The following is a 26059-nucleotide window of genomic DNA, read 5'->3' on the forward strand; positions in this document are numbered from 1 at the left end:
CTACGTATCTTCTGCTGAATGCACGCCCAGGGCCATTTCGATGTGCGCTCGAGCGACCACCAGACCGAACGGACCCGGATTGAATTGCACGGCCGCAATGTCAGGTGTTTGCACCAATGCGAGGGCTTCCCTCGCCGGCAGGATCGTTGCTTGAACCATAGTGCCAGGGGCACTGGTTCCGACCGCTTCTTCGAGTGCCTTCATCGAGGTGAACAGAGGGAGCACGCCGTGGCCATCGCTGGAAACCAGCGTGCGCGCCCGCGGCCCGCTCTCCTGCGTCGACCCCGTGATGTCGACAACGAGGCCGCCCGAAAGCGCCGCGTGCAGCAATGCCGGCAGTGCGTCTTCGCTCTGGGAGGCGTAGACACCCTGGATCGCAAATTCCACACCGGTGTTGACATAGCTGTGCGGAAAGCGTGCGGATGGTTTCACTAGACTGCGCTCATTAGAACAGTCTGGAATCCGTGTCGTCCAAACCGCGCATGGCGTCGTAATCGAGCACGAGACAGCGGATGCCGCGGTCCTCGGCCAGAGTGCGCGCCTGCGGCTTGATCTCCTGCGCGGCGAACACACCGGCAACCGGGGCGAGCAGCGGGTCACGATTCATCAGTTCGAGGTAGCGAGTGAGTTGCTCGACGCCGTCGATGTCGCCACGGCGCTTGAGTTCAACGGCAACGGAATGCCCTGAGCCGTCGCGGGCCAGAATGTCGACAGGGCCGATCGCCGTCATGTATTCGCGGCGTACGAGGGTGTGGCCTTCGCCCAGTAGCCCGATCTGTTCGGCGAGCAGTTTCTGCAGGTGAGCTTCGACGCCATCCTTGACGAGCCCGGGGTCGATCCCGAGTTCGTGAGCGGAATCGTGCAGCACCTCGTTGATCGACACGATGAGCTTGTCCGAGGTTTTGGTGTTGGTGACCGTCCAGAGCTCGGTGACGCCGGCATCCGCTTGATCGGGATCAGGCTCCGCAACGACCAGCGTGCACGGCGGGCTCATCCAGTTCAGTGGCTTGTAGGAACCACCGTCCGAGTGCACCAGCAGGCTGCCATCGGCCTTCACCATAAGCAACCGCGTGGCCAGGGGCAAGTGCGCGCTGAGCCGACCGGCGTAGTCGACGGAGCACTTCGCAATTACCAGACGCACTTCTCGAGGCTAACCTACGTGCGAGTGATCCCGCGTCTTCGCCTTCGCGCCCGCGCTGGGACGCGCGCGTGGGCCGGAGTGCTCTCGCACAGCGCTTGCGCACAGGCCCGAGGCCACCAGGAGCACGAAAATGACGAATAGTGCGTTGAGAATGCCGAAGTGCTGGCCGAGGAACCCGATCAGCGGCGGACCAACCAGGAACGCGCAATATCCGATCATCGCGACAGCACTCACCCGGGCGGCGGCGTGCTGCGGGTCGTCTGCCGCTGCGGACATCCCAAGTGGGAAGCCGAGCGAGCAGCCGATACCCCAGAGCACAGTGCCGATGATGACCAGCCACAATGGCCCGCCCAGAATGAACATCAGCAGCCCGGCGACACCCATCGCTGCGGTGATGCGAATAGCCCAGACCCGGCCGATTCGGTCGACGAGTGGCCCGCCAACCACACGCCCCACCGTCATCGCGGCCACAAAGACGCCGAACACGAGCGCGCCGGTGGCGTTGTCCTGGTGGTGCCCATCGACGGTGGCCAGGGCGATCCAGTCGTTCGCGGAGCCTTCCGTGAATGCCATGCCGAGCATGACAACGCCGATCAGGATCAGACGCCAGTCGCGCCAGACGGAGAGGTTGTCGGCGAGGCGAGCGCGCCATCCGAGTTTCTCGGCTGGCGTTTCATCGTCACCCAGTTCGTGAACGCGCGGGATGAACCGTGTCGCGGCGAGGGTCGCGACGACCAGCAGCGCGGCCATTGCGAACAGGTGCCAGGCGACCGGGATGTTCAACCCAGCCGCCGCGGCACCGATTCCCGCACCGATGACGGTGCCCAGGCTGAAGCAGGCGTGCATCAGCGGCATGATCGTCTTGCCGAGTTGACGCTCGACCGTCGCCGCTTCGACGTTCATCATCACGTCGACGGCGCCGTTGCCGAAGCCGAGCAGGGCGAGGCCGATCGCTACCAGTGGGATCAACGGAACGATCGTGGTGCCGATGCCGATCAAGACCATTCCGAGCGCAACCAGGCCGAGACCGCACAGGATTCCACGACGCGCTCCGAGCCGAGCCAAGATCGGCGCCGAGACGGAAAGGCCGAGGATCGCGCCGATGGAGAGGCACAGCAGCAGCAGGCCGACGCCCTCTGTCGTCAGTTGCAGGTCGTCGCGCACTCCGGGGATGCGCGCGACCCAGCTGGCGAGCGCGAGACCGCTGAGCACGAAGATCACGAAGACCGCATTGCGCCAGACGCGCAGTTCGTGGAGGCTGCGCGGCTGCGTCGGCCGGTTGGCGAGTGCGGTCATGGTGAGAAGTTCCAGGGGTACGGGGTCGAGGTGGCAGAATCGAATCAACAACGAATCGAATCGATTCGATAAGTCGTTGCGCCTAAGCTATCGAATCAGACCACCGTGGTCAAGGCGAGAGGCGGCGACGGTGGGCCACGCGGACACCGCGATGGACCAGGTTAGCGCGAAGATGGACCAGGCCAGCGCGAAGATGGGCCAGGCCAGCGCGAAGATGGGCCAGGCTAGCGCGAAGATGGACCAGGCCACGGCGAATATGGAGGAGTCGAGAGCATGACCGACCACGATGCGCGACCGACGCTTGCCGCGGTTGCCGCTCGCGCGGGGGTTTCGGCCTCGACAGCATCACTTGCGTTCAGTGGTTCCGGGCCCGTGTCGGCGGCGACTCGTGAGCGCGTGCTCACCGCCGCCAAGGAAATGAACTATGGCGGGCCGGATCCGCGCGCGCGATCGTTGCGGCGCGGGCGCTCGGGAATCGTCGGCGTCGTGATGGAGGAGCGCGTGAGCGAGGCATTCCGCGACCCGATCCGCATCGCCATGCTCGACGGCCTGGCCGAGGAATTCGGCACGATCGACGCGGGCGTGCTGATTCTGGCCGAGGCCACTGAGGGAGAAGGCGCCGTGACGATCGCGGATGCGCCGATGGATGCCGTCGTGTTGCTGGGCTGCAGCCCACGCTATTCGGAGTCGCTGGCCACACTGCGCTCGCGGGGGATTCCGATCGTCGCCATTGAGGGTGATCCCGGCGACGGGGTGCTCCAGATCACCCAAGATAACCGGGAAGCAACCCGCTTCGGCGTGGAGCACCTCCGCGACCTCGGGCACACGCGGGTTGCGATCGTCACGCTGCCGTTCGATCGGTGGCGATCGCGCGGGCCGGTAACGCCCGAGCGTATCGCCGCGAGCACGGTCGCCACGTCGCTTGAGCGGCTGACCGGGGCGCGTGACGTGTTCCCCGATGCCCCTGCGGTCATCACGGCGGGAAGCCGGGTCGAGGAAGGACGGCTGGCCGCGCGCAGCCTGTTGAACGTGCCGGTCGAGCAGCGGCCAACCGCGATCGTCGCGCAGAGTGACCTGCTGGCTGCCGGAGTGATCCGCGCCGCCGAAGAACTGGGAATCGTGGTGCCGGACGAATTGAGCGTGCTCGGCTTCGACGGCGTGCGTGTAGACGGATTGTGGCCATACGACCTCACGACGATGGTGCAGCCCGCGCAGGAGAAAGGCCGCGCGGCCGGTCGCGCGGTGCTGATGCTGCTGGCGGGGGAGCATCCGGAACCGGTTGGTTTTACGACTATATTCCATCGCGGGAATACGACTGCGCCTCCGCCTCCGCCCCCGGTGGTCGAGTAGCGCGCGAGGAACGAGCACGCATATCGAGACCTCTGTTTTTCGGCTCAGGAGATCTCGATACACTCGCTGGCGCTCGCTACTCGATCACCGGGCTGGGCAGTCGGCCCGTTCGTTGGTCGAGTAGCGCATGAGCTTCGGTCCCTGAGCGGAGCCGAAGGGCGAATACGTGTATCGAGACCCATGTGCGTACGCTGTTTTCATGACCATCGACCTCGAAGCCGTCTACACAGACTTGCACCGAAATCCAGAGCTCTCCTATGACGAGCACCGAACCGCCGGCATCGTCGCAGACAGCCTCACCGCTCTCGGCCTGACCGTCACGACGGGCATCGCGGGCACCGGCGTCGTCGGGGTGCTCGAGAACGGCGAGGGGCCGACGGTTCTGCTGCGTGCGGACATGGACGGCCTCCCGGTTGAGGAAGCGACAGGCCTCGACTACGCCAGTACGGCCAGAGGCATCGATCCAGATGGCCACGATGTTCCGGTGATGCACGCGTGCGGCCACGATGTGCACGTCGCGTGCCTGCTCGGTGCCGTCGAGCGGCTCGTCGGCACCCGCGCGGAATGGTCCGGCACGGTGGTGGCGCTCTTCCAGCCGGCCGAGGAGCTCGGCAGCGGCGCCCTTCAGATGCTCGCGGACGGCCTGTACGACCGGGTGCCGAAGCCTGACGTGGTGCTCGGCCAGCACGTGACGCCGTTCCCCGCCGGCCAGCTGGGCGCGCATGAGGGACCGGCCTTCGCTGCGACCAACAACGTCAGCGTCCGGCTGATCGGCCAGGGCGGCCACGGATCGCGCCCGGAGACGACGGTCGATCCCGTGCTGATGGCCGCTGCAACCGTGATGCGCCTGCAAGGCATTGTCTCTCGGGAGGTCGCTCCGGCCGATTCTGCCGTTGTCACCGTTGGGACCATGCACGCCGGTTCGAAGGTCAACATCATCGGCCCGGATGCGACGCTCGGCATCAACGTGCGCAGCTACGACCCGCTGGTGCGCGATCATGTGCTTGCTGCAATCACGCGCATTGTCGAGGCGGAGGCCGCGGCATCCGGCGCCTTGGTCAAGCCCGAGATCACGCACACCGACGCATTCGACGCCCTTGTCAACGATTCGGATGCGACGCAGCGCGTCATGGCCGCGTTCCGAGAGCGCTTCGGTGCGGAGAACGTCGTCGACCCGGGGGCCGTGTCCGGCAGCGAAGACGTCGGCCAACTCGCCACCGCTGCAGGAGTGCCGCTGGTCTACTGGCTGATCGGCGGCAGCGATCCGCAACAGTTCGCCAAAGCCGTGGCGGCGGGACGTGTCGAAATGGACATCCCGTCGAACCACTCGCCCTACTTCGCGCCGGTGCTGCAGCCGACCCTCGACACGGGCGTCGCCGCCCTCGAGACAGCAGCTCGCGAGTGGCTGGTGGTCGCTCCCTGAGAGCACTGTCGGTCCCTGAGTGCAGCCTTTCGTTCCCTGAGCGCAGCCGAAGGGTCCCCGGTGTTGCGCTTCGGCTTCGCTCAGCGACCGGTGGTTGCGCTTCGGCTTCGCTCAGCGACCGGTGGTTGCGCTTCGGCTTCGTTCAGCGACCGCAAGGTCAGCGCTGCGCGCCGGCGACCATCCAGGCGCCGCGGCGGGCACGCAGCCCGAGCGTCACGGCTCGCGCCCCGATGTAGCCGAACGAGAACGCGGCGGTCAGCCAGGCCAGTCCGCTCGGGCCGCTCGGCGCCCACGTTCCCACCGCGATGGCCAGCGGAACGAACACGGCCAGGTTCACCCCGCCCGTCCACGCCAAATAGCGCGCATCGCCTGCGCCGATCAGCACGCCGTCAAGCACGAACACGTAACCGGCTAAAGGGGTTCCGATGGCGACGATCAAGAATGCCACGGGCAGCATCCCGGCGACGCTCGAATCGCTCGTGAACACCCACGGCGCGATCGGGCTCAGCGCGGCCAGCACCGCTCCGAGTGCGACGCCGCCGAGCACACCCCACTGCAGACAGCGCGCGAGCACGCTGCGCACCGACTCCAGATCGGATGCGCCGAGCGCCTTGCCGATCAGTGCTTGCGCTGCGATAGCGAGAGCATCCAGTGCGAAGGCGAGGGTCGCGAATACCGTCATCGCCACCTGGAAGGCGGCCAACTCGTGCGAGCCGAATTGGGTGGCGACATAGACGGCGAGCAGCATAGCCGCACGCAGGCTGAGCGTGCGCAGGAACAGCCATCCGCCGGCACCGGCAGAATTGCGGATGCCTGCATGCCGCGGCAGCAGCGACGCGCCCACCCGTCGGGTGTGGCGAACGACGACGAACAGATACACGGCCGCCATACCCCACTGCGCTGCGATCGTTCCGATCGCCGACCCGACGATCCCGAGCTTCAGCCCGTAGATGAACAGGGCGTTCAGCAGCACGTTCGCGCCGAAGCCGATCGTGGCCACAACCAGCGGTGTTCGAGTGTCTTGCAGGCCGCGCAGCAGTCCGGTAGCCGCGAACACCAGCAGCATTGCGGGTAGGCCGAGCATCGAGATCGTGAGATACCCGGATGCCGCGGTCGCGACATCCGGTGCCGCCCCGAACAGGCTGACCAGCCAGGGCGAGGCGATCCAGCCGACAATCGCAAGCACAATGCCAAGACCCAGGGCGAGCCAGGCGCCGTCGACACCGGCCGCGGCGGCCGCGCGCGGATCGCCCGCTCCGAGCCTGCGCGCAACGGCCGGCGTCGTGCCGTATGCGAGGAAGACCATGAGGCCGACGATCGTCTGCAGAACGGCGCCTGCGATACCGAGCCCAGCGAGCGAGGCCGCACCGAGATGGCCGACCATGGCCGAATCCGCGAGTAGAAACAGCGGCTCTGCGATCAGTGCGCCCAGTGCGGGCACGGCGAGCCGCAGAATCTCGCGATCGATGGGCTGCCGGGCGAAGGGCCGCCGGGCGCTGGGCTGGCCGGTGCTGGGCTGGTGGGTGCGAGCGCTGATTGCACGACACTATCGTGATCGGCGGCTGCCTCGTGCGCCATGTCATGCGCCGTGCGCCAGTTGAACTGGCGCACGGCGCACGCGGTGGCGCAGTGCAGGGGCGCCGAACACGCCCGTAAAAATTCCGTTAGGAATATTCACAAATTTGTGAAACAAGCGTATTGTCACGATCATGACAACAGTGCCCATGACAACAGTGATTGAGACCGTGGGTCTCGACAAGCGATTCGGCCGCGTGCATGCACTCGACGGCCTGAACCTGAGTGTAACCGCGGGCGAAGTGCACGGCTTCCTCGGCCCGAACGGCGCGGGTAAGTCCACAACGATCCGCGTTCTCTTGGGGTTGGCCCGCGCCAGTGGTGGCACCGCCACTGTGTACGGCAGGGACCCGTGGCGGGACGCCGTGGCGTTGCACCAGCGGATGGCCTACGTCCCCGGCGACGTCAGTCTCTGGCCCAATCTCACCGGTGGAGAGTCGGTCGATGTGATCAGCCGCCTTCGCGGTGCAGACACCAGTACCGCCGGGTATCGCGAGCGGCGTGCCGAACTGATGGCCGCATTCCAGTTCGACCCAAAGAAGAAGGCGCGCAGCTACTCCAAGGGCAACCGCCAGAAGGTCGCACTGATCGCGGCATTCGCCACGCCTGCAGAGCTCTACATCCTCGACGAACCGACCAGCGGGCTCGACCCGGTGATGGAGAGCGTGTTCACCCGTGAGATCGACCGGCTGAAGGCATCCGGTGCCACAGTTCTGCTCTCCAGTCACATCCTGTCCGAGGTCGAAGCGCTGTGCGACCGGGTCAGCATCATCCGAAACGGCACTATCGTCGAATCCGGCTCGCTCGCTGAACTGCGGCACCTCACTCGCACCGAGTTCACGTTCTCGAGCGCCGGCATGACGGATGCGGGGCTCGCGACGATTTCGCAGGCGAACGATCTGTCGACGAGTGCGGGACGAGTGGCCTTCACGGTCGACAGCGACAAGATCAACGACGTGCTGCCGCAGCTGGCACGGTTGAACGTTCAGGGGCTGACGGTCGCACCGCCCTCCCTCGAGGAACTCTTCCTGCGGCACTACGGAGACGAGCTGGCGGCATCCGAGAGCTCGCTGGAGGAGGTGTCGGCACGATGACCGCCATCGGCAGTCTGCTACGGCTGAGGCTGCGCCGCGACCGGGTGCAGCTGACGGTCTGGGTGCTGGCGATTGCGCTCATGACGGTGTTCACCGCGGCCGCCGTCGCCAGCGAATTCGGAACGGAGGCCGAGCGCATCTCCGTTGTGAAGCTCGCGACGGCCACGCCGGCACTACTCGCCTTCCGTGGGGTTGCAGCTGGCGCGAGCACCGGTGCCTTTTTCGTGTTCGACGGTCTGACGTACCTGGCGGTTCTCGCGGGGCTGATGAGCACCTTCCTCGCCGTTCGGCACTCACGAGCCGATGAGGAGTCCGGTCGCGCTGAGCTCATCGCGGCAACCTCGGCGGGCCGGTTCGCCCCGACCATCGCCACGGTGATCGAAGGGGTGATCGCCAATGTGGCCGTCATGGTGCTCGTCTTCCTCGGGTTGATCGCAAGCGGTTTCGACGTCGCGGGCTCCGTCACGTTCGCGTGGGCGCTCGGCGCTGTCGGCATCGCGTTCCTCGGCATTGGGCTGCTGTGCGCTCAGGTGTTCTCGACGTCACGAGCAGCGAACGGATGCGCGGCCGCGCTCGTCGGAATCGCCTACCTCGTGCGCGGAATCGCTGATGCGTCCGGCACCGTGTCTGCGGATGGACTGCACACGACCAGCACCTGGGTCAGCTGGCTGTCGCCGATCGGCTGGGCGCAGAAAACGAACCCGTACACCGACAATGCGTGGTGGGTCGCGCTGCTCTGCGTAGCGTTGTGCGCGGTGCTCGTCGTGGTCACCCTCGTGCTCCAGGCGGTGCGAGACACCGGCGCTGGGCTCATCGCGGCACGGAGCGGCCGTGCGACGGCATCCCCGATCCTGCGCGGCCCACTTGGCCTCGCCTGGCGCCTGTCACGCGGTTCGATCATCGGCTGGGGGATCGGAGCATTGGTGCTCGCGTTCGTCGCCGGTGGCCTCGGTGGCGCCGTGATCAAATTGCTGAAGAGCAATTCAACGGTCACCACGGCGATCAGCTCGATTTCGCCGGGCGGTTCCGGCGGAATCCTGCAGCAGTTCGTTGCAGCCATGATGGCATTCATCGCGATTCTGGTAGCGGGCAGCGTGCTCCAGATCATCATGCGAATGCGCCAGGATGAGGCGGCGGGAACGACGGAGGTCGTCCTGGCGACGCGAGTCGGCCGCATCCGCTGGTTCCTGGGCTTCTGGGTGATCGGCGTGGTGTCGGCGGCCGTCATCCTCGCCGTCAGCGGCGCGGTCACCGGTGGAGTGCTCGCAGCAAACAAGGGCGTCGACCCGGCGATCTTCGGCCAGAGTGTGGGTACGGCACTCGTGCAGCTGCCCGCTGTGCTGATCTACCTGAGCGTGCTCGGGCTGGTCTTCGCGGTCATTCCGCGGCTGACGATCGGCATCGGCTGGGCCATGCTGGCGCTCGGCGCGTTCCTCGGACAATTTGGTGGGCTTCTGAAGCTGCCGGATTGGGTGCGCAACATCTCTCCGGCCGAGCACACGCCGGCCCTGCCGATGGCGAACGCCGACTTCAGCGGGTTCTGGCGGATGGCCGCGATCGTGATCGTGGTTGGCGTTCTCACAGCAGTTCTGGTTCGCCAGCGTGATGTCGCGGTCGGATAGTAGTCGGGTAGACGCCGGATCAGGGCAGACTAAGCATACGTAGGGAGGCAGCATGGCACGGGACGAGCAAGCGCTGAACGAGTTCGCCGAGCGTTCTGCTTCCCTCCTTGCCGGCGCCGGTTTTCCGCGGATGCCTGGCCGCGTATTGATGATGCTGATGATTTCTGAGACTGGCGGGTTCACGGCAAGGGAGCTGGCCGACCGGCTCGACGCGAGTGCTGCGGCGATCTCGGGTGCCGTGCGCTATCTCCATACGCTCGCGATGGTGCGCCGGGTGTCGCAGCCCGGCAGTCGCCGCGATCGGTACGAATTGCCGCAGCACTCTTGGTACACGAACACGCTGACTCAAACCCGCTACTATGACGCGTTCACGGCGATTGTTCCCATCGGTATCGCTGCAGCAGGTGCGCCTGATGAACCAGCCGCTCTGCGCCTGAAGGAGATGGACGACTTCTACAAATTTCTGCGACGCCGACTTCCAGAGCTCCTCGTCGAGTGGGAAGAGGAGCAGCGTGACGAGCGCTGAGCGGTCGCCGATCGAGCGTGCGCCCTCCTCCCGCGTTGAGTCGGCTTGATCCTGGGGCCTGAAATAGAGGGTGTCTGCCGCTGTGAGGACACTCACGGGCATGGGACTATCGTGATGCCGTCGAATAGGCTGGCAGCATGACTGACTCTGCACGCGCAACCGGCGCAGCTGCATCCGGCGGCGAACCTTCCGGTCTCGATAAATCCGGTATTGACACGTCGGAGCTCGACCCGACGATTCGACCGCAAGACGACCTGTTCCGCCATGTGAATGGCCGCTGGCTGGCGCGCACGGAGATCCCTCAGGACAAAGCCCGGTACGGCTCGTTCCATGTGCTCGCCGACGAAGCAGAGCTTGCAGTTCGCACCATCATCGAAGAGGCGCAGACCGCTCCCGAGGGAACGGAACAGCGCAAGATCGGCGACCTGTACACCAGTTTCATGGACACCGAGCGCATCGAGAGGCTCGGTGCGACACCGATCGCGGGCTCGCTTGCGTTTGCAGACAACGTCGACTCGATCCCGCATCTGCTCGAGGTGATCGGAAAGCTCGAACGGCACGGCGTGAGCGGCTTCTACCAGTTGTTCGTCGACAACGATCCCGGCAATCCCGATCGTTATCTGGTCTTCGCGGAGCAGGGTGGCATCTCGCTGCCCGATGAAAGCTACTACCGCGAGGAGAAGTTCGCGCGCGTGCGCGAGGCGTATTTGAACCACGTACAGCGGATGTTCGAACTCGCCGGTATCTCGGATGCCGCGCGTCGCGCGCAGAACGTGTTCGATCTCGAAACCGCGATCGCCGCTCGGCACTGGGACAACGTGAAGAGCCGGGACAGCGAGAAGACGTACAACCTGTTCAGCTGGTCTGAAGCGGTCTCTTTATTCGCGGGCAGGTCGAGCGGTGCAGCGACCCGATTGCCCGCCGGGCCGGCCGGGCTGCACGTCGACCCCTTGCCCGAACCGCGGTGGGTACCAGAACGTCGTTCCACGCCGGGGTTCCCGTTGGTGCCGGGAATGGGGTCATCGTCAGCGGGTTCGGCGGCTGCGCGCGGCGCGGCGGCCGGCGGCCCTGCAACTGTCGGCCCCGACTTGAACCTGTGGCGCGCTGCGCTCGGCGGCCCGGAGCATGCGCTGGACGAGCTCGTGCTGCGCCAGCCGAGCTTCACGGCCGGGTTGGCGGCACTGCTCACGAAGGATCGTCTCACGGCCTGGAAAGACTGGCTGGCATGGCAGATCGTCCACCGCGCCGCCCCGTACCTCTCAGGTGAGTTCGTCGAGGCCAACTTCGACTTCTACGGCCGCACGCTGACCGGAACCCCGCTGATCCGCGAGCGCTGGAAGCGCGGTGTCTCACTGGTCGAGGGTGCGATGGGCGAGGCTGTCGGGCGCGTGTATGTTCAAACCCACTTCCCGCCCGAGGCGAAGGAGCGGATGGATGCGCTGGTAGGCAACCTCGTCGAGGCCTACCGGCAGAGCATCCGCACTCTGGATTGGATGGGGGAAGGCACTCGTGCCCGCGCCGAGGAGAAGCTGAACAAGTTCACACCGAAGGTCGGCTACCCCGAGAAGTGGCGTGACTACGACGCCCTTGAGATCGATCCGAGCGACTTGCTCGCCAATGTTCGAGCGAGTTCTCGCTTCGAGTTCAATCGAGAACTTGGCAAGATTGGCAAACCGATCGATCGCACCGAGTGGTTCATGACACCACAGACCATCAACGCCTACTACAACCCCGGTTTCAACGAGATCGTGTTCCCCGCGGCGATACTGCAGTTCCCGTTCTTCGATGCCGATCGCGATGACGCGGCGAACTACGGTGCCATCGGCGCTGTGATCGGCCACGAGATCGGCCACGGCTTCGACGACCAAGGGTCCAAATACGACGGCGACGGCCGCCTGACCGATTGGTGGACGTTCGCCGATCGTGCCGCGTTCGAGGATCGCACGGCGACGTTGATCGCGCAATATGACGATCTGGCACCGCTGCAAGTTCCCGATCATCACGTCAACGGCGCGCTGACGATCGGCGAGAACATCGGCGACCTCGGCGGCCTGGCGATCGCCTGGAAGGCCTACCTCCTGTCACTGGCCGGCAAGGAGCCACCCGTCATCGACGGTCTCACCGGGGCGGAACGGTTCTTTCTGTCCTGGGCACAGGCGTGGCAGCAGAAGGGGCGCGATGAGGAGGTCGTGCGCCTACTTGCGATCGATCCGCACTCGCCGAACGAGTTCCGCTGCAACCAGATCGTGCGCAACATCGATGAGTTTTATACGACCTTCGGAGTGAGCGAGTCGGATGCGCTGTGGTTGGATCCGGCGCAGCGAGTGACGATCTGGTGAGACGAGCGACGCGCCGTCGCAGTGAACCTGTGAGTTGGTGCGCCCACTTTTGCATTCACGTGCTTTGATGGTCAGCAGCGGTGCCGTGGACTGGGGGAGCGGCAGCGCTATCCGAACCAGAGGAATGACCCGAGTCGTGACGATCCCAGCCCAGGATTTGCAACGCCGTGCACGGCACGGTGCCGTGCATCGTGGAAAGCATCGCGGGGCGTCGCGTGGGCAGAGTTTCGAGCGCGGGTTCGCGGCGCTCGGTGACCTCGCCCTGGGTGGTGTTCAGGTGTCCGCTCGCGCCACCGATCTGACGACCGGCGAAGTGCTCTTCTCGGTCGACGATCACGTCATCATGCCGACGGCGTCGATCGGCAAGATCCTGCTTCTGGTGGAAGTGGCGGCCCGCATCGAGGCGCAGGAGGCCAGCGGGCTGACGATCATCGAACGGACCGCCGAGGATGCCGTCGGCGACTCCGGAATCTGGCAACACCTGGCAGCACCCGCCCTTCCGCTCGCCGATCTTGCTGCGCTGATCGGCGCGAGCAGCGACAATCTCGCCACCAATGTTCTGCTGCGCAAAGTCGGGTTGGATGCGGTGAGCCGGCGCACGGAACAACTCGGCCTCACCCGCACCGCACTGCTCGACCTGGTGCGCGACCATCGGGGTCCGGATGACGCACCTCACCTCTCGGTCGGCAGTGCGAACGAGCTGACCTGGCTGTTGTCCGCGCTTGCCCGTGGGGAGATCGTCGACGCTGGCACGAGCCGCCGGGTCATCGCCTGGCTCTCGCTCAACTCGGATTTGTCGATGGTCGCAAGCGCATTCGGCCTCGACCCGCTCGCGCACAGAACAGCGGAACACAACATCATGCTCGTGAATAAGACTGGCACGGATGTGAGCGTGCGCAGCGAGGTCGGTGTGCTGCGCGGGCCGCGTGCCGGCGTTACGTACGCCGTGTCGATGTATTTCGACGATTCCGAGCTTCAAACGCGGCTCACCGTGCTCGACGGTATGCGCACCGTCGGTCTCGACTTGCTCGAATACGTGCATTAAGCGGCGTTAGGCGACGGTTTCAATCGCGCTATGCTCATCTCGCGCACGTAATCGTCGAGTTGAGAAATAAATGCCGAGTCGTGACCTAAAGGGGTTTCCAGATGATGCATTTGTCGGTTACTGTCGCGCATAGCGCAAGAGCGACGCTGCCGGCGCACCAGCCGGCAGCGCTATGGAAACAAAGGGGTACAGGATGGTACGCAAACGTGTGCTGGGTGTGGTCGCGATAGCGGCTTCCGTGGCATTTATGGTGGCAGGATGTGCCAATCAGCCGTCAACGTCGACGACTTCGACAGCCGCCGCCAACGCGGTGAATCTGCCGGTAATGACGTCAGTTGAGGTGCCGAAGGATGCAGTCCTTCCGGCTGGCGACGGCAACGCCAAGTGCCCGTCAGGGTTGACCATCGCCTATATCGGCGCTGAGACCGGCCCGAACGCTCAGCTGGGCATCAATATCTACAACGGCGTGCAGCTGGCGGTCAACCAGGCGAACAAGGCGAACCCGGGCTGCCAGGTCAACTTCAAGAAGTTCGACACTGAGGGTGACCCGACCAAGGCAACCGGTCCGGTGACGCAGGCGGTCAACGAGCCCGACATCATCGGAGTCATCGGTCTTCCGTTCTCGGGCGAGTCGAAGGCAACCGGCAACATCTTCGACCAGGGCGACCTGGTCCACATCACGCCGTCTGCCACCAACCCGACGCTGACCGACAACGGTTGGAAGACCTTCTTCCGCGGCCTGGGTAACGACTCCGTGCAGGGTCCGGCGGCCGCAACGCTGCTGACCAGCATGTTGAAGCTGAACAAGGTCTACGTCGTGCAGGACGACTCGGACTACGGCATCGGCCTCGGCGGCACCACAACGGCGGCGCTCGGATCGAAGCTCGTCGGTACGGACAAGGTCACAACCGGTCAGAAGGACTTCTCGGCGGTGGTCTCCAAGATCATCAACGCGAAGCCAGACGCCGTGTACTACTCGGGTTACTACGCTGAGGCCGCACCGTTCGACCAGCAACTGGTGGCAAAGGGCTACACCGGAGTCTTCGCCGGCCCCGACGGCGTCAAGGACGACCAGTTCATCAAGCAGGGCGGGGCCGCGACCAACAACGCGTACTTCACCTGCCCCTGCATCCCGGGTGAATTGATCAAGTCCTTCTCGGATGCCTACGCGGGCGTCTCGGGCGGTGCTGCCCCTGGAACGTACTCCATTGAGGGTTACGACGCGGCAACGATTCTGCTCACCGGTATCGGCAAGGGCAACGCTGACCGTGCCAAACTGCTCGACTTCGTGAAAAACTACGACGCGGATGGTCTGAGCAAGCACTACAAGTGGAACTCGAAGGGTGAGCTCGCAACGCCTACAGTGTTTGCCTACAAGGTGGACAACGGTTCGATCGTGCCACTCGGCCCGATCAAGTAGCACAGTCGTTGGGGGTGGCGCAGCGCCACCCCCAACATCTGTCTCGGCTTCAAATAATCGCTGAATTAGTAACCGCTGTATTAGCAACTGCTGTATTGACCAACTTCTGGCAAGCCTGACGGCGTCGTCGGGCTAGGACCGGCATCGGAACCACATATGCTCCTTACACTTCTGGCGAACGTCCCGATGGACGACAACAGCTGGATCACCTTCAACGTCCCTAGCCTCATCCAAAACTTCTGGCCTGCGACCTTCGACGGGCTGACCTTCGGAGCCATCTACGCGCTCGTGGCGCTCGGTTACACGCTGGTTTACGGCGTTCTGAGCCTGATCAACTTCGCGCACTCCGAAGTGTTCATCATGGGCTGTTACGGCGTTGTCGTTACGCTCACCGCGCTCGGGTTCGGGCCGTCGACACCGAACCTCGGCTTCGGGGCGATCGTCGGCGATCTGCTACTGGCATTGATCGTGGGCATGATCGCGTCGGCCGCGACGGCGGTGATCGTGGAGCGCGTCGCTTACCGGCCGCTACGCAGGCGCAACGCGCCACGGCTTGCATTCCTGATCACCGCGATCGGCGCGTCGTTCGCGATTCAGTACAGCATCTTCATTGTCCGCGGTGCGAACCCAGAGCCAGCCGTGACGATGTTCGTGCCGACGCCGATCTTCGACATCTTCGGCACCATCGTGGACAGTCAGCAGTTGATCATCATCATCGCGGCGGTCGCGATGATGGTCTTCACCGACCAGTTCATCCGACGCACCCGCACCGGTCGCGGTATCCGCGCTGTTGCTCAAGATCCGGATACAGCGACGCTCATGGGCGTCAACAAGGAACGCATCATCATCATCACGTTCGTGATCGGGGGTATCCTCGCGGGGGCCGCTGCATTGTTCTATGTGATGAAGGTGCCGAGCGGCGTGCTCTACAACGGCGGATTCGTACTCGGGATCAAGGCGTTCGCCGCAGCGGTGCTCGGCGGCATCGGCAACGTACGCGGCGCCCTGCTCGGCGGTCTTCTGCTCGGGTTGATCGGCAACTACGGGCAGCTGCTGCTGGGCGATTCGCAGTGGACCGACGTGATCGCGTTCATCGTTCTTGTTCTGGTGCTGCTCGTGCGACCGAGTGGACTTCTCGGCCAATCATTGGGAAGGAGCAGAGCATGAGTTCCGGCGACGCCCAAACACCGATGCCGACCGCTCGGTCGGATCAGCAATTCGTCGACAGCGAGTCGGTCAATATCCCGAAGCGACTGAAGAAAGGGCGCTGGCGCAGCAAGTGGGACAGCATGCCGCGCTGGCAGCAGTGGCTCATTCTTCTGATCGTCGTGGCCGCCGCGTATTGGCTGCCGGTCGCGAATCCGTGGGTGATCACGACGGAGCCGGGTAACGACTGGGGGATCGCGTGCTTCCAGATGTCGATTTATGCCCTGGTCGCTGTCGGCCTGAACGTGGTGATCGGGTTCGCGGGGCTGCTCGACTTGGGGTATATCGCGTTCTTTGCGATCGGTTCGTACACGGCTGCGTTCCTGACCAGCCCGGACTCGTCATTCATCCACATCCCGTATCTGTGGGTGCTGCCCGCTGCAATCCTGGTGGCAATGACGTTCGGTGTGGTGCTCGGTCTGCCCGTTCTCCGACTGCGCGGCGATTACCTGGCGATCGTCACGCTCGGCTTCGGTGAGATCATCCGAATCCTGGCGACAATCATCCCGGCGGCGAAGGGCCAGGTTGGATTCCAGAACGTCGGGCGTCCGCCCGGCGGAACCACGGCGCATCCGCTGTTCTCGAACTCGAACGGCACGCCCTGGTACTGGCTGACGCTGACCATTATCATCATCGTCCTGTTGCTCGTCGGCAACCTGGAGCGATCGCGAGTCGGGCGTTCCTGGATTGCGATCCGTGAAGACGAAGACGCCGCCGAGATCATGGGCGTGCCGACCTTCAAGTTCAAGCTCTGGGCGTTCGCGATCGGTGCCGGAATCGGCGGACTGTCTGGCGCACTGTTCGCCGGACAGATCGGCTTCGTGAACAATCAGAAATTCGACGTGGTGACCTCGATTCTGTTCGTGGCCGCCGTCATTCTTGGTGGCTCGGGCAACAAGGTCGGAGCACTGCTTGGTGGCGCGATCGTGGCCTACATTCCGTTGCGCTTCACGGCGATCGCCGATTACAAGTATTGGATCTTCGGCATTGCGCTGGTGATTCTGATGATCTTCCGGCCACAGGGGCTGATCGCGGCCAAGGCGCACTTGCTCACCTACGCGCGCGAAGCGCACATGCGGCTGACCGCACTGCGGAAAGCACGTGGAGCGGGTGGCAAGATTTCACCGCGCACTGGTTCCGTTTCCGCCCAAGAGGTTAAGCGTGACGGAGGTGAAGCATGACCGAGTCAGCCGACGACGCGCGGGAACACGAGGCAGTGCCGGCACCTGAACCGGATATGACGGAGATTCCGGTGGAGCTCGACGTGGCGGAGGCAGCGGCTCCCGAGCGCGAAATCAGAGTCGAGATCGGCGAGGCGCTCATCGAGGTGAAGAACCTCACGATGAAATTCGGCGGGCTGGTGGCGATTGACGACATCTCGTTCCAGATCAACCGTGGCGAGATCCTCGGACTGATCGGGCCGAACGGCGCGGGTAAGACCACCTGCTTCAACGCGATGACCGGCGTCTACAAGCCGACCAAGGGCGACATTCTGCTCGAAGGCAAGTCGCTCGTTGGCCAGAAGCAGCACAACATCACTCGAGCCGGTCTCGCGCGAACGTTCCAGAACATCCGATTGTTCGGTGAGATGACGGCGCTCGAGAACGTCGTCGTCGGTCTGGATGCCCGGCACAAGACGAGCGTTCCCGGTGCGCTGATCCGCTCGCGCCGGCACTATCGGGAGGAGAGCACCGCGATCGATCGTGCGTTAGCCCTGCTCGAGTTCGTCGGCATCGCGGACAGCGCCGAGCAGTTGTCGCGGCACCTGCCGTACGGTCACCAGCGGCGGCTCGAGATCGCGCGGGCGTTGGCGACGGACCCGAAGGTGCTCTGCCTCGATGAGCCGGCTGCCGGCTTCAACCCGGCCGAGAAGGACGACCTGATGGATCTCATCCGGGCGATCCGGGCAGACGGTTACACGGTGCTCTTGATCGAGCATGACATGCGTCTGGTGATGGGCCTGACCGATCGCATTGTTGTGCTTGAATTCGGCAAGAAGATTGCGGACGGCGCGCCCGAGGTCGTGCGTGAAGACCCGGCCGTGATCGCGGCCTATCTGGGGGTGCCCGATGACGAATTTGCCTGATTCGACTGTTCCTGCGTTGAACTTGCCGGCGTCGAACTTGCCAGCGTCGAGTGCGCCTGCGACCGTTCTGCTTGAGTTGAAAGACGTCTCGGTGCACTACGGACGCATCAGGGCGCTCAACAACATCTCGTTCTCGGTGAACCAGGGCGAAATCGTCAGTCTGATCGGCGCGAACGGCGCAGGCAAGACAACAACGATGAAGACGATCTCCGGGCTGCTCGCACTGTCGACGGGTTCGATCACGTTCGACGGCGAGGACATCACCAAGCTCAAGGCGCATCTGCGTGTCGTTCGCGGCATCTCACAGGCGCCGGAGGGCCGGGGAATCTTCCCGGGCATGACGGTGGCGGAGAACCTCGACATGGGCACGTTCGGCCGCAAGGACCGCACGGGAGTCACCGATGATCTGGAACGTGTGTTCACGCTGTTTCCGCGATTGCAGGAGCGGCGCACCCAGGTTGGCGGCACGATGTCCGGAGGTGAGCAGCAGATGCTGGCCATCGGGCGAGCGCTGATGTCCCGGCCACGACTGCTTCTGCTGGACGAGCCGTCGATGGGGCTCGCGCCGCAGTTCATCCGCCAGATCTTCAAGATCATCACGGAGATCAACGAGCAGGGCACCACGGTGCTTCTCGTCGAGCAGAACGCGAACCAGGCTTTGAACAGGGCGCACCGCGCGTTCGCGCTGGAGACCGGCGAGATCACCTACTCCGGCACGGGCAAGGAACTGCTGGCGAACCCAGCGATCAAGGAGATCTACCTCGGCGTCGCGTAGCCCGCTCGATCGCTGCCCGAGGCCGACGCGTTGAGTCGTGGTTTCGAGACACTCGCTGGCGCTCGTTCCTCAACCGGCAGGCAGCACCGGTTGCACGGTCAGCAGCGAGACATCCTTGTTGCTGCACGCCGACAGGCCGGTAGTTTTCACGAACACAGCCTCGAAGGAGTGCGGCGGGTAGACCCGAAGCCCGTCGGCAGGCACGACGGTGCAGTTGCTCTCCAGCTGCGCGTTGACGATCTTCAGCGGAGCGTGAACGACGCCGCCCGGCTTCAGCGTGTTCTGCACAATTGCCACGGAGCTGTCTTCGGCTGCAGCGGCACCGAGCTGGGTGCCGTTGCCGTCGCCGACGAAGGAGACGCCAGGGAAGCCGTGGAGTTCGCACGGCGTCGATCCGGTGTTGGTGAACAGGATCGGAACGAGCTCGCTGCCTGCTGCGCCGTTCGGCTGCCCGAGAGTCACCGAAAGCTGGCTGACCGTGCAGCGCGCGACTGCGGGGCTGGTTGTCGCGGTCGATGTCGGCGATGAGCTCGGCGTCGATGGTGCGCTCGTCACCGGGGTGCCGGTCGGCGAGGTCGCCGGCGCGGCGTTGTTCATCGATACGACCACCAGAACGACGATCAATCCGAGCAGAACAACGGCGAGGGCGACGATCGTGATGATCAGACCGGTGCGCCGCGGCTTCGGATTCCCGTTGCCCGGGTTCATGCCGTCTGGTCTCATCCCAGCTGTACTCACGTTGTCTACTCGTCTCCTCGAGGGCTATTTCCTGGGGCTCATCAGAGTCTTCGCGAGTGCCAGATACTCCGCGGCGGATGCGTCTGGTAGATACGCCTTGCCGATCGCCGACCCGATGGCGGCCAGCGCGACCGGGTCAGGGTAGGCCATGTACATCGTCGCGTAGGTCGGATTGAACTTGCTCTTGAATTTGAACAGCGACGAGAAGCCATACGCGGGCTCCAGCGTCTTCGCCAGAAACTCGAGCAGGCGCGTCATCGCCGTCTCCTCGGCCGGTGGTCCGCCGGGTGTGCTCGGCTTGGTCGCAAGCGGCGCACCCGACAGGCTGAGCACCTCCACTCCCTCTTTCTGCATGTGCAGCGCGGCTGAGGCGATTACGTACTCCATGATCAGCGGTATCGTCTCGTCGCCACGGCGCATGAAATCGATGGTCCAGCCGACCACTTCGCCGTCCCGGTAGCTGGGCAGCCAACTGGTGATCGCCTGCATTCTGCCGTCCGGGCCGATCGCAAGGAACAATCGCACATCAGGATCCTTCAGTTCCTCCATGCCGCCCAGCGTGAAGCCCATCTCAGGCAACTCTTTCTCAGACACCCACTGCTCGCTGATCGCGTTGATCTGAGCCGCAAGCGGCAGCGGAAGGTCATGCCACGTGGTCCACAGGGTGGTCATGTTCTCCTTGATGCCACGATTGAGACCCTGGCGCACCTTCTGCCAGGGCTTGCCTGCCATATCCAGCGTGATCGGATGCATGAGCGTCTCCTCGCCGACGGACATCGAGTCCCAGCCCAGTTCAGTGAACGTCGGGAGGTGTTCCTCATGGAAGCTGTAGAAAACCGGAGTCCAACTGCGTGCGTCGCAGTATGCGACGAACTCTCGGATTGTCTGGGCTGCACGAGCGGGTGCGCAGACCGGGTCGGAGAGGGCGATCGCGATGCGGTTGATCACCCGGTAGGCGACGGCAGCCTCGGCGTCGTCGCTGAACCAGTACACGTTTCCCGGCCAGGTGCCCATGAAGCCGAGCGTGCCGCCGCCGTGCTGCTTGAGCAGCTCACGGAACCGCCTGCCTTCCGTGCTGGTGCGTCGTGCGACCGAGGTCGTGCGATACCGACGGAGTGTCGCGAGGATGAACACGATCCAGAAGATCGGGCCGACCCAGCGGTAGATGAACAGCGTGACGGATGCCTGCGGCACGATCACGGCGCCGAATCCGCTGTCGAATCCAGTCGGTGTGAATCGTCGTACCGAATCGATCAGCAGCTCCCCGAAGCTGGCGTGCGGCACGTAGCCGCTCAGCGTGATCGCACCGGCTACCAGATAGGCGGCGACGAGCACGACGAATGCCACGATAATTGTTGTCCAGTATTCACGAACGGCCGCAGTGGGGGCCAGATTCAGAAATTGATGTCGGTTGATGATCACGAGCACCATCACGGCGATGGGTATGAGGGCACCGGCAAGCACCCAGAGCAGAGTCTCGTACTGCTGCACGTACTCGCGAGGTGTGTCCGCTTCCAGGGTCACGTTTCCGAAGATGACGGTGAGCACGGAGAGCAGGAACAGCCCGGCGTTCACCACGATTGCGAGCACGTATGCGTAGCGTCGGCCTACTCTCAACCCGACCGCCGCTGTGATGAGCAGAGCAAGCGGCACCAGGCTGAGAAGGATCGGGCCGAGACCCCGGGCGCTCACCAGCGTAAGTTCGCGATCGCACGACGGGGAATAGTGGATCGCGCAGGCCTGCACAATCACTCGTGCGTGAGTAAGTTGCAATAGGTCGCTGATAAACGACAGCGGGCCGGTGCCGTTGTCGGAGAAAAGTGCGGTCAGGGGTCCGAATCCGGACACCGCGACGATCATGGCCACCAGGTTGCGGGTTTCAGCGTGCGAACTGTGATGCCATGGTCTGTGCAATGGTGTGCGGCTCATGAATGAGCCCATCCACAGGCCCAGCACCGCCGCCAGCAGGCGATAGAAGTTGTCCGAGTCGCCGTTGTAGAGCACGAACATGATGACGAATGCGAACGTGACTACCCGGATCCGTCGTCGCCACAGCGCCCGCGCGAACGCGCTGGCCGTGATCAACGCTCCGATGATGCCGACCGTCGGATCCAGCACCAGGTCGACCGACGAGTTCGTCGCCCAGAGTTCACCGATCGCGAGAGCACCCCACTGAATGAAGACGCCGAGGATAGCGCCTACCAGGCCGGTCGCGACGAAAGCGATAACCGCCCGCGCCGTGCCGAGCAGGCGTTCAGCCAGGGCGAAGAGCGTCAGGGAGAACACGACGCACACGACGAGCTGGAACAGATCGTTCGGCACAAACAGGCTTGTGAACGGAGTCCACCACTGGCCCTGATCGATCGTGCTCGTGACGCCGGCTGCCCAGCGCAGTGCGTCGCTGCCCTGCGCAGTCGACGGCGCGAACATCGTGCCGGTCAAGATCGACGTGATGATGACGATGATCGCGAGCCCGACGCTCGCCGGCGCCGTGCGCAGATAGCGGATGACGACGCCGCGGCGTTTGCGGCCGCTTGCTACCGTCACATCATCCTGTTGCGTGGTCGTCATGATCCCTCATTGTTCCTCGATATGTGCTGGTTCCTCGATGACATGCTGGTGCATCACTTGCTGAGGCCCAGTCGCGGGTACAGCACCTCGAAGCCCTTCTCCAGGCCGCCGTTCAATGCGTCGACGACGTGGCCCGCGCCGGGCACGACGTAGTAGGTGGTGGCGAATCCGGCCGCCTCCGCCGCCTTCGCGTTGCGTTCAACTCCGGGGATGAAACCAGGATCGTTGCCGCCGACCGTGAAAATCGCCAGCGACTTCGTGTAGGCGCCGGGGTGAGCCTTCAGGATGCTTGTCGGCTTGGCCGCGTCGAACGCCGCCTGGTTGCCCCCGAACGCGTCTCGGATTGTTTGCGCCTGGATCTCGACGCCGGGGAACTCGTCACCGGAGATCACCAGAGCGTTGCCCCAGAGCGTCGGAGACTGTGCGGCGAACTTGAACGCGCATGCTCCGCCGTTCGAGTAGCCCGCGATCGTCCAGTACTGGGGTGACGACAAGATGTTCAGGTGGGATTTGGCCCAGTTGACGACGTCTTCGTTGATGTAGGTCTGGGCGTTGCCGAGCTTGGGCGAATCGGTGCACGCCGGATCGATATTCGCGCCGGTGATCTGATCTGCCACGATCGCGATAGGAGCCAACCCCTCGTGCGCGGCAGCGTACTTGTCGAGCACGGCTGCGATGAAGCTCGGGTCAGGGTTGCCTGGGTAGCCCATCATCAACACGACCAGCGGAAGCGCGGGTGCGTTCGCGACCTGGGCTGCCGGCGGAAGGTAGAGCGAAGCATCACGGGCGGGGAAGTGCGACAGTGTGTTCGGGATTGCGTCTTTACCCGTCAGCAGGCCGACCTTGCCGGTCTTGGGCATGTTTGCTGGCGGATGCCAGCGCGCATACAGGGGGCCCGTCGGCTGAGCGCTCGGCGTATTGGTGTGCGGGCCCACATTGATCGCATCGCCGCTCGCGATTCCGAACAGCGACCCGACGGTCTGGTTCAGCCCGAAGAACGCATTGACCCCAAGCGTGCCTGTGATCACCAGCAGCACGATCGAGATCGCGGCGATCACCTTGCGCCACCAACGGGAAGACCAGAGGTTGACGATCGCGAGACCGACGGCGGCGAACGTCGCGATGATCCAGACGTCTGCGGTGAACGGCAGCGGCATTCCGAATGCGTCGAGCACGTCGACCAGGAGCACGGTGACCGCGCCGATGACCGCTCCCGCCAGAATACCGACCAGCGCCGTCGCGATCCACCGTGCGGTCGGCCGCCGGATGATCAGGTACAGGACAGCGGCGATGCTCAGAACGTAGAAGGTCGCGAGCAGGGGAGTGTTGACGATGTTGATCGAGAGCAGCGCATTGGTCACGTCAATTCCTTAACTGGGGTTGGCTCGACGAACCGCCCTCGCACCAATATATCGGCCGACGCCGTTCTGAGACAATGACACCCGGTGCGCGCCGTGCACTCGTGCGGTCGTCGAAAACGAAATTCGGTCCGATCAGTAGGATTGTGCGCAGTGGGCATCCCCTGCTTTCGTCCGGATCATTGGAGAACTATGGCCGACCAGTCACGTCTCGACTCCGTCATCACGCTCGCGCAGCACCGCGGTTTCGTGTTTCCCTCGGGTGATATTTACGGGGGCACGCGATCGGCTTGGGATTACGGCCCGCTGGGGGTTGAGCTGAAGGAGAACATCAAGCGTCAGTGGTGGAACACCTTCGTGCGTGGCCGCGGTGACATGGTCGGGCTCGATTCCGCCGTGATACTGCCCACCCCGGTCTGGGAGGCGTCGGGTCACGTGAAGGTTTTCAGCGACCCACTGACTGAGTCGCTCATCACCCACAAGCGATATCGAGCCGACCACTTGTTCGAGGCGTATGAGGCCGAGCATGGCCACCCGCCCGCCAATGGCCTGGCGGACATAGCTGACCCTGAGCATCCGGACAAGGTGGGCCAGTGGACCGAGATCAAGCAGTTCTCCGGCCTGATGAAGACGTATCTCGGGGTGGTCGACGACGAGTCGGGGCTGCACTACCTGCGGCCTGAAACGGCGCAGGGGATCTTCACGAACTTCAACACGGTGCTGCAGACCTCGCGTAAGAAGCCGCCCTTCGGCATCGGCCAGATCGGAAAGGCGTTCCGCAACGAGATCACGCCCGGCAACTTCATCTTCCGCACTCGAGAGTTCGAGCAGATGGAGATCGAATTCTTCGTGGAGCCCGGCACAGACGACCAGTGGCAAGAAACCTGGATGGAGCTGTGCTGGAAATGGTTCATCGACTTGGGAATGACGGCAGAAAACATTCGCTGGTTCGAGCACCCGAAAGACAAACTCGCGCACTACTCGAAACGCACTGTCGATATCGAGTACCGGTTCAACTTCACAGGCGGCGAGTGGGGCGAACTGATGGGCGTTGCGAACCGCACCGACTACGACGTCAAGGTGCACGCCGAGTCATCCGGCAAAGATCTCAGCTACTTCGACCAGCAGAAGAACGAGCGCTACATCCCCTACGTGATCGAGCCGTCGTTCGGATTGACACGTGCGCTGATGGCCTTCCTTGTAGACGCGTATGAGGAGGAAGAAGTGCCGAACGCCAAGGGCGGCGTTGACAAGCGCACGGTGCTGCACCTGGATCCGCGACTGGCTCCGGTGAAGGTAGCCGTGCTGCCTCTGTCCCGCAACGAGGCACTGTCGCCGACGGCTCGGCGACTTGCCGACGAGCTGCGCGCGAGTTGGAACGTCGACTTCGATGACTCCGGCGCGATCGGTCGGCGCTATCGTCGCCAAGACGAGATCGGCACGCCGTTCTGCGTGACCGTCGACTTCGACTCCCTCGAGGACAGCGCGGTTACCGTGCGGGACCGCGACACGATGAAGCAGGAGCGCATCGCCATCGATGGGCTGCACGCCTACTTGGCTGACCAATTGAAGGGCGCGTAGCGGCGGCGACTCACCGCAGAGTGGGTAGCTGCAAATCGAAAGCAACGGCGAGCAGGCGAATGCCGAAGCAGACGACGAAGCCGGCGGTCATCGCCGCCGTCGGTGGAACCTTGAATCGCAGCGCGACGCCGACAACGAGCGAACCGGCGATCGCTGCCGTTGCGTAGACGTTCCCTGTGAGCACAGTGGGGAGCCGGTTCAAGAGCATGTCTCGCACGACGCCGCCTCCGACGCCGGTGATCGTCCCCAGCGCCACGACGACCCACAGGTTGGAGCCGTGCGCCCAGGCCTTCTCGGCACCTGTAACGGCGAAGAGGGCCAGCGCCGCGGCATCCGGAACGGTCAGCAGCCACGACGGTACGTCCGGCACGAGCGCGAACACGATGAAAGCCACGAGGCTTCCCGCGAACGCTGCGACGATGCGTGAAGGCGATCGCAGAGCGGCAGGCGGTACGTCGCCAAGCAGCACATCGCGGATGATTCCGCCGACGAGAGCCGTGGAGAATCCGACGACGAGTATTCCGAGCAGATCCAGCCCCGAACGAGCACCGGCAGCCGCCCCTTCGAACCCGAAGAGGGCGGTGGCAGTGAGATCCGCAACCAGGTAGCTGCGCGCGGCGATGGACGTGCGCAGCGCCGTGACGGACGTCATGGTCCAGTATTACCGTGCGACCGCGCATCGAGCGTGAGCGACGGACCGATGACCCCGAAATGGCACTTCCGGTGCGGCTGCGAAGATCACGTGCGACACGTCGCCGGGTGATCGGCGGCGGGAGTTGTTCTGCAAAGTTTGTCAAAGTGTGGTGTCTGGCGCTAGCCTGAGAGCGCAACACAGCGTGCGAGTGTGGTTCAACGTCAGAATGTCGGCCTTCCCGGTCGAAGATGCAGTGTTCAACTCCTGCCACTCGCTCCA

Annotated in this window: 22 protein-coding genes and 1 tRNA gene; 15 read left to right on the plus strand and 8 right to left on the minus strand. The window is 64.1% G+C overall.

Annotated features, from left to right (window positions below; all coding sequences use genetic code 11):
* From QU604_RS00535 to QU604_RS00545, 3 genes are read right to left on the minus strand one after another with little or no spacing between them, the layout of a single operon-like run.
* The gene (locus QU604_RS00535; protein ID WP_308466848.1) at window positions 1–432 is read right to left on the minus strand and encodes an SseB family protein; all 432 of its coding nucleotides are present in this window, start codon (window positions 430–432) and stop codon (window positions 1–3) included.
* Between the two features lie 13 nt (window positions 433–445).
* Window positions 446–1141: an endonuclease NucS gene (gene nucS / locus QU604_RS00540; RefSeq protein ID WP_308466849.1), complete on the minus strand. Its 696-nt coding sequence runs from the start codon at window positions 1139–1141 to the stop codon at window positions 446–448.
* A gap of 9 nt (window positions 1142–1150) precedes the next feature.
* A complete protein-coding gene (locus QU604_RS00545; RefSeq protein ID WP_308466850.1) occupies window positions 1151–2437 on the minus strand; it encodes an MFS transporter in 1287 nt (428 codons plus the stop codon).
* A 130-nt stretch (window positions 2438–2567) separates the two neighbouring features.
* On the opposite strand from QU604_RS00545, the gene QU604_RS00550 reads away from it, so the two are divergent.
* The 3 genes from QU604_RS00550 (at window position 2568) to QU604_RS00560 (ending at window position 5210) form a co-directional block, all read left to right on the plus strand.
* Window positions 2568–2714 (plus strand): hypothetical protein, encoded by a 147-nt coding sequence (locus QU604_RS00550; protein WP_308466851.1) that lies wholly within the window; start codon window positions 2568–2570, stop codon window positions 2712–2714.
* Window positions 2711–3787, plus strand: a complete 1077-nt coding sequence (locus QU604_RS00555) for a LacI family DNA-binding transcriptional regulator (RefSeq protein WP_308466852.1) — start codon at window positions 2711–2713, stop codon at window positions 3785–3787. The genes QU604_RS00550 and QU604_RS00555 overlap by 4 nt, the downstream gene beginning before the upstream one ends.
* Window positions 3788–3986: 199 nt before the next feature.
* Window positions 3987–5210: an amidohydrolase gene (locus tag QU604_RS00560; protein ID WP_308466853.1), complete on the plus strand. Its 1224-nt coding sequence runs from the start codon at window positions 3987–3989 to the stop codon at window positions 5208–5210.
* Window positions 5211–5367: 157 nt separating this feature from the next.
* On the opposite strand, the gene QU604_RS00565 is transcribed toward QU604_RS00560, so the two are convergent.
* Entirely contained in the window at window positions 5368–6651 is a 1284-nt protein-coding gene (locus QU604_RS00565) for an MATE family efflux transporter (RefSeq protein ID WP_308466854.1), read from the minus strand.
* Between the two features lie 283 nt (window positions 6652–6934).
* Here QU604_RS00565 and QU604_RS00570 point away from each other — a divergent pair, with 283 nt between their 5' ends.
* The 10 genes from QU604_RS00570 to QU604_RS00615 all read left to right on the plus strand — a co-directional run bounded on the left by QU604_RS00570 (window position 6935) and on the right by QU604_RS00615 (window position 18898).
* The gene (locus QU604_RS00570) at window positions 6935–7879 is read left to right on the plus strand and encodes an ABC transporter ATP-binding protein (RefSeq protein WP_308469006.1); all 945 of its coding nucleotides are present in this window, start codon (window positions 6935–6937) and stop codon (window positions 7877–7879) included.
* Entirely contained in the window at window positions 7876–9501 is a 1626-nt protein-coding gene (locus tag QU604_RS00575; RefSeq protein ID WP_308466855.1) for an ABC transporter permease, read from the plus strand. Before QU604_RS00570 ends, QU604_RS00575 begins: the two co-directional genes overlap by 4 nt.
* Window positions 9502–9553: 52 nt before the next feature.
* Window positions 9554–10027, plus strand: a complete 474-nt coding sequence (locus QU604_RS00580; protein ID WP_308466856.1) for a GbsR/MarR family transcriptional regulator — start codon at window positions 9554–9556, stop codon at window positions 10025–10027.
* 137 nt (window positions 10028–10164) lie between these two features.
* On the plus strand, window positions 10165–12366 hold the full coding sequence (locus QU604_RS00585) for a M13 family metallopeptidase (RefSeq protein WP_308466857.1): 2202 nt from the start codon (window positions 10165–10167) through the stop codon (window positions 12364–12366).
* Window positions 12367–12502: 136 nt separating this feature from the next.
* Window positions 12503–13411 carry a serine hydrolase gene (locus QU604_RS00590; protein WP_308466858.1) on the plus strand — a complete coding sequence of 303 codons (909 nt, stop codon included), beginning with the start codon at window positions 12503–12505 and terminating at the stop codon, window positions 13409–13411.
* A gap of 325 nt (window positions 13412–13736) precedes the next feature.
* Window positions 13737–14831 carry a branched-chain amino acid ABC transporter substrate-binding protein gene (locus QU604_RS00595; RefSeq protein ID WP_308466859.1) on the plus strand — a complete coding sequence of 365 codons (1095 nt, stop codon included), beginning with the start codon at window positions 13737–13739 and terminating at the stop codon, window positions 14829–14831.
* A 156-nt stretch (window positions 14832–14987) separates the two neighbouring features.
* Window positions 14988–15998: a branched-chain amino acid ABC transporter permease gene (locus QU604_RS00600; protein ID WP_308466860.1), complete on the plus strand. Its 1011-nt coding sequence runs from the start codon at window positions 14988–14990 to the stop codon at window positions 15996–15998.
* A gap of 122 nt (window positions 15999–16120) precedes the next feature.
* Window positions 16121–17218: a branched-chain amino acid ABC transporter permease gene (locus QU604_RS00605; protein WP_409350047.1), complete on the plus strand. Its 1098-nt coding sequence runs from the start codon at window positions 16121–16123 to the stop codon at window positions 17216–17218.
* A gap of 56 nt (window positions 17219–17274) precedes the next feature.
* Window positions 17275–18123 carry an ABC transporter ATP-binding protein gene (locus QU604_RS00610; RefSeq protein ID WP_409350048.1) on the plus strand — a complete coding sequence of 283 codons (849 nt, stop codon included), beginning with the start codon at window positions 17275–17277 and terminating at the stop codon, window positions 18121–18123.
* Window positions 18107–18898, plus strand: a complete 792-nt coding sequence (locus QU604_RS00615; RefSeq protein ID WP_308466863.1) for an ABC transporter ATP-binding protein — start codon at window positions 18107–18109, stop codon at window positions 18896–18898. The genes QU604_RS00610 and QU604_RS00615 overlap by 17 nt, the downstream gene beginning before the upstream one ends.
* 69 nt (window positions 18899–18967) lie before the next feature.
* Here QU604_RS00615 and QU604_RS00620 read toward each other — a convergent pair whose 3' ends face one another.
* The 3 genes from QU604_RS00620 to QU604_RS00630 are packed head-to-tail and all read right to left on the minus strand — an operon-like array spanning window position 18968 to window position 23568.
* Window positions 18968–19636, minus strand: coding sequence for a DUF4232 domain-containing protein (locus QU604_RS00620; RefSeq protein ID WP_308466864.1), 669 nt, complete (start codon window positions 19634–19636; stop codon window positions 18968–18970).
* Window positions 19637–19660: 24 nt separating this feature from the next.
* A complete protein-coding gene (locus QU604_RS00625) occupies window positions 19661–22207 on the minus strand; it encodes a phosphatidylglycerol lysyltransferase domain-containing protein (protein ID WP_308466865.1) in 2547 nt (848 codons plus the stop codon).
* 53 nt (window positions 22208–22260) lie between these two features.
* Window positions 22261–23568 (minus strand): alpha/beta hydrolase, encoded by a 1308-nt coding sequence (locus QU604_RS00630; RefSeq protein WP_308466866.1) that lies wholly within the window; start codon window positions 23566–23568, stop codon window positions 22261–22263.
* 189 nt (window positions 23569–23757) lie between these two features.
* On the opposite strand from QU604_RS00630, the gene QU604_RS00635 reads away from it, so the two are divergent.
* A complete protein-coding gene (locus QU604_RS00635; RefSeq protein ID WP_308466867.1) occupies window positions 23758–25146 on the plus strand; it encodes a glycine--tRNA ligase in 1389 nt (462 codons plus the stop codon).
* Between the two features lie 10 nt (window positions 25147–25156).
* Here the strand turns inward: QU604_RS00635 and QU604_RS00640 are convergent, their stop codons facing one another.
* Window positions 25157–25798, minus strand: a complete 642-nt coding sequence (locus tag QU604_RS00640; protein ID WP_308466868.1) for a trimeric intracellular cation channel family protein — start codon at window positions 25796–25798, stop codon at window positions 25157–25159.
* Window positions 25799–25984: 186 nt separating this feature from the next.
* On the opposite strand from QU604_RS00640, the gene QU604_RS00645 reads away from it, so the two are divergent.
* A tRNA-Gly gene (locus QU604_RS00645) sits at window positions 25985–26059 on the plus strand.

It is taken from the genome of Rathayibacter sp. SW19, from assembly GCF_030866825.1.
GTDB classification, from domain to species: domain Bacteria; phylum Actinomycetota; class Actinomycetes; order Actinomycetales; family Microbacteriaceae; genus Rathayibacter_A; species Rathayibacter_A soli.

What these genes read in the sequence shown, in the direction of transcription:
- QU604_RS00610 (WP_409350048.1), top strand. Translation starts at nt 17,275, where the DNA reads ATGACGGAGATTCCGGTGGAGCTCGACGTGGCGGAGGCAGCGGCTCCC.
- QU604_RS00595 (WP_308466859.1), top strand. Translation starts at nt 13,737, where the DNA reads ATGACGTCAGTTGAGGTGCCGAAGGATGCAGTCCTTCCGGCTGGCGAC.
- QU604_RS00600 (WP_308466860.1), top strand. Translation starts at nt 14,988, where the DNA reads ATGCTCCTTACACTTCTGGCGAACGTCCCGATGGACGACAACAGCTGG.
- QU604_RS00575 (WP_308466855.1), top strand. Translation starts at nt 7,876, where the DNA reads ATGACCGCCATCGGCAGTCTGCTACGGCTGAGGCTGCGCCGCGACCGG.
- QU604_RS00635 (WP_308466867.1), top strand. Translation starts at nt 23,758, where the DNA reads ATGGCCGACCAGTCACGTCTCGACTCCGTCATCACGCTCGCGCAGCAC.
- QU604_RS00570 (WP_308469006.1), top strand. Translation starts at nt 6,935, where the DNA reads ATGACAACAGTGATTGAGACCGTGGGTCTCGACAAGCGATTCGGCCGC.
- QU604_RS00615 (WP_308466863.1), top strand. Translation starts at nt 18,107, where the DNA reads ATGACGAATTTGCCTGATTCGACTGTTCCTGCGTTGAACTTGCCGGCG.
- QU604_RS00555 (WP_308466852.1), top strand. Translation starts at nt 2,711, where the DNA reads ATGACCGACCACGATGCGCGACCGACGCTTGCCGCGGTTGCCGCTCGC.
- QU604_RS00625 (WP_308466865.1), bottom strand. Translation starts at nt 22,207, where the DNA reads ATGACGACCACGCAACAGGATGATGTGACGGTAGCAAGCGGCCGCAAA.
- QU604_RS00605 (WP_409350047.1), top strand. Translation starts at nt 16,121, where the DNA reads ATGCCGCGCTGGCAGCAGTGGCTCATTCTTCTGATCGTCGTGGCCGCC.
- QU604_RS00585 (WP_308466857.1), top strand. Translation starts at nt 10,165, where the DNA reads ATGACTGACTCTGCACGCGCAACCGGCGCAGCTGCATCCGGCGGCGAA.
- QU604_RS00560 (WP_308466853.1), top strand. Translation starts at nt 3,987, where the DNA reads ATGACCATCGACCTCGAAGCCGTCTACACAGACTTGCACCGAAATCCA.
- QU604_RS00580 (WP_308466856.1), top strand. Translation starts at nt 9,554, where the DNA reads ATGGCACGGGACGAGCAAGCGCTGAACGAGTTCGCCGAGCGTTCTGCT.
- QU604_RS00545 (WP_308466850.1), bottom strand. Translation starts at nt 2,437, where the DNA reads ATGACCGCACTCGCCAACCGGCCGACGCAGCCGCGCAGCCTCCACGAA.
- QU604_RS00640 (WP_308466868.1), bottom strand. Translation starts at nt 25,798, where the DNA reads ATGACGTCCGTCACGGCGCTGCGCACGTCCATCGCCGCGCGCAGCTAC.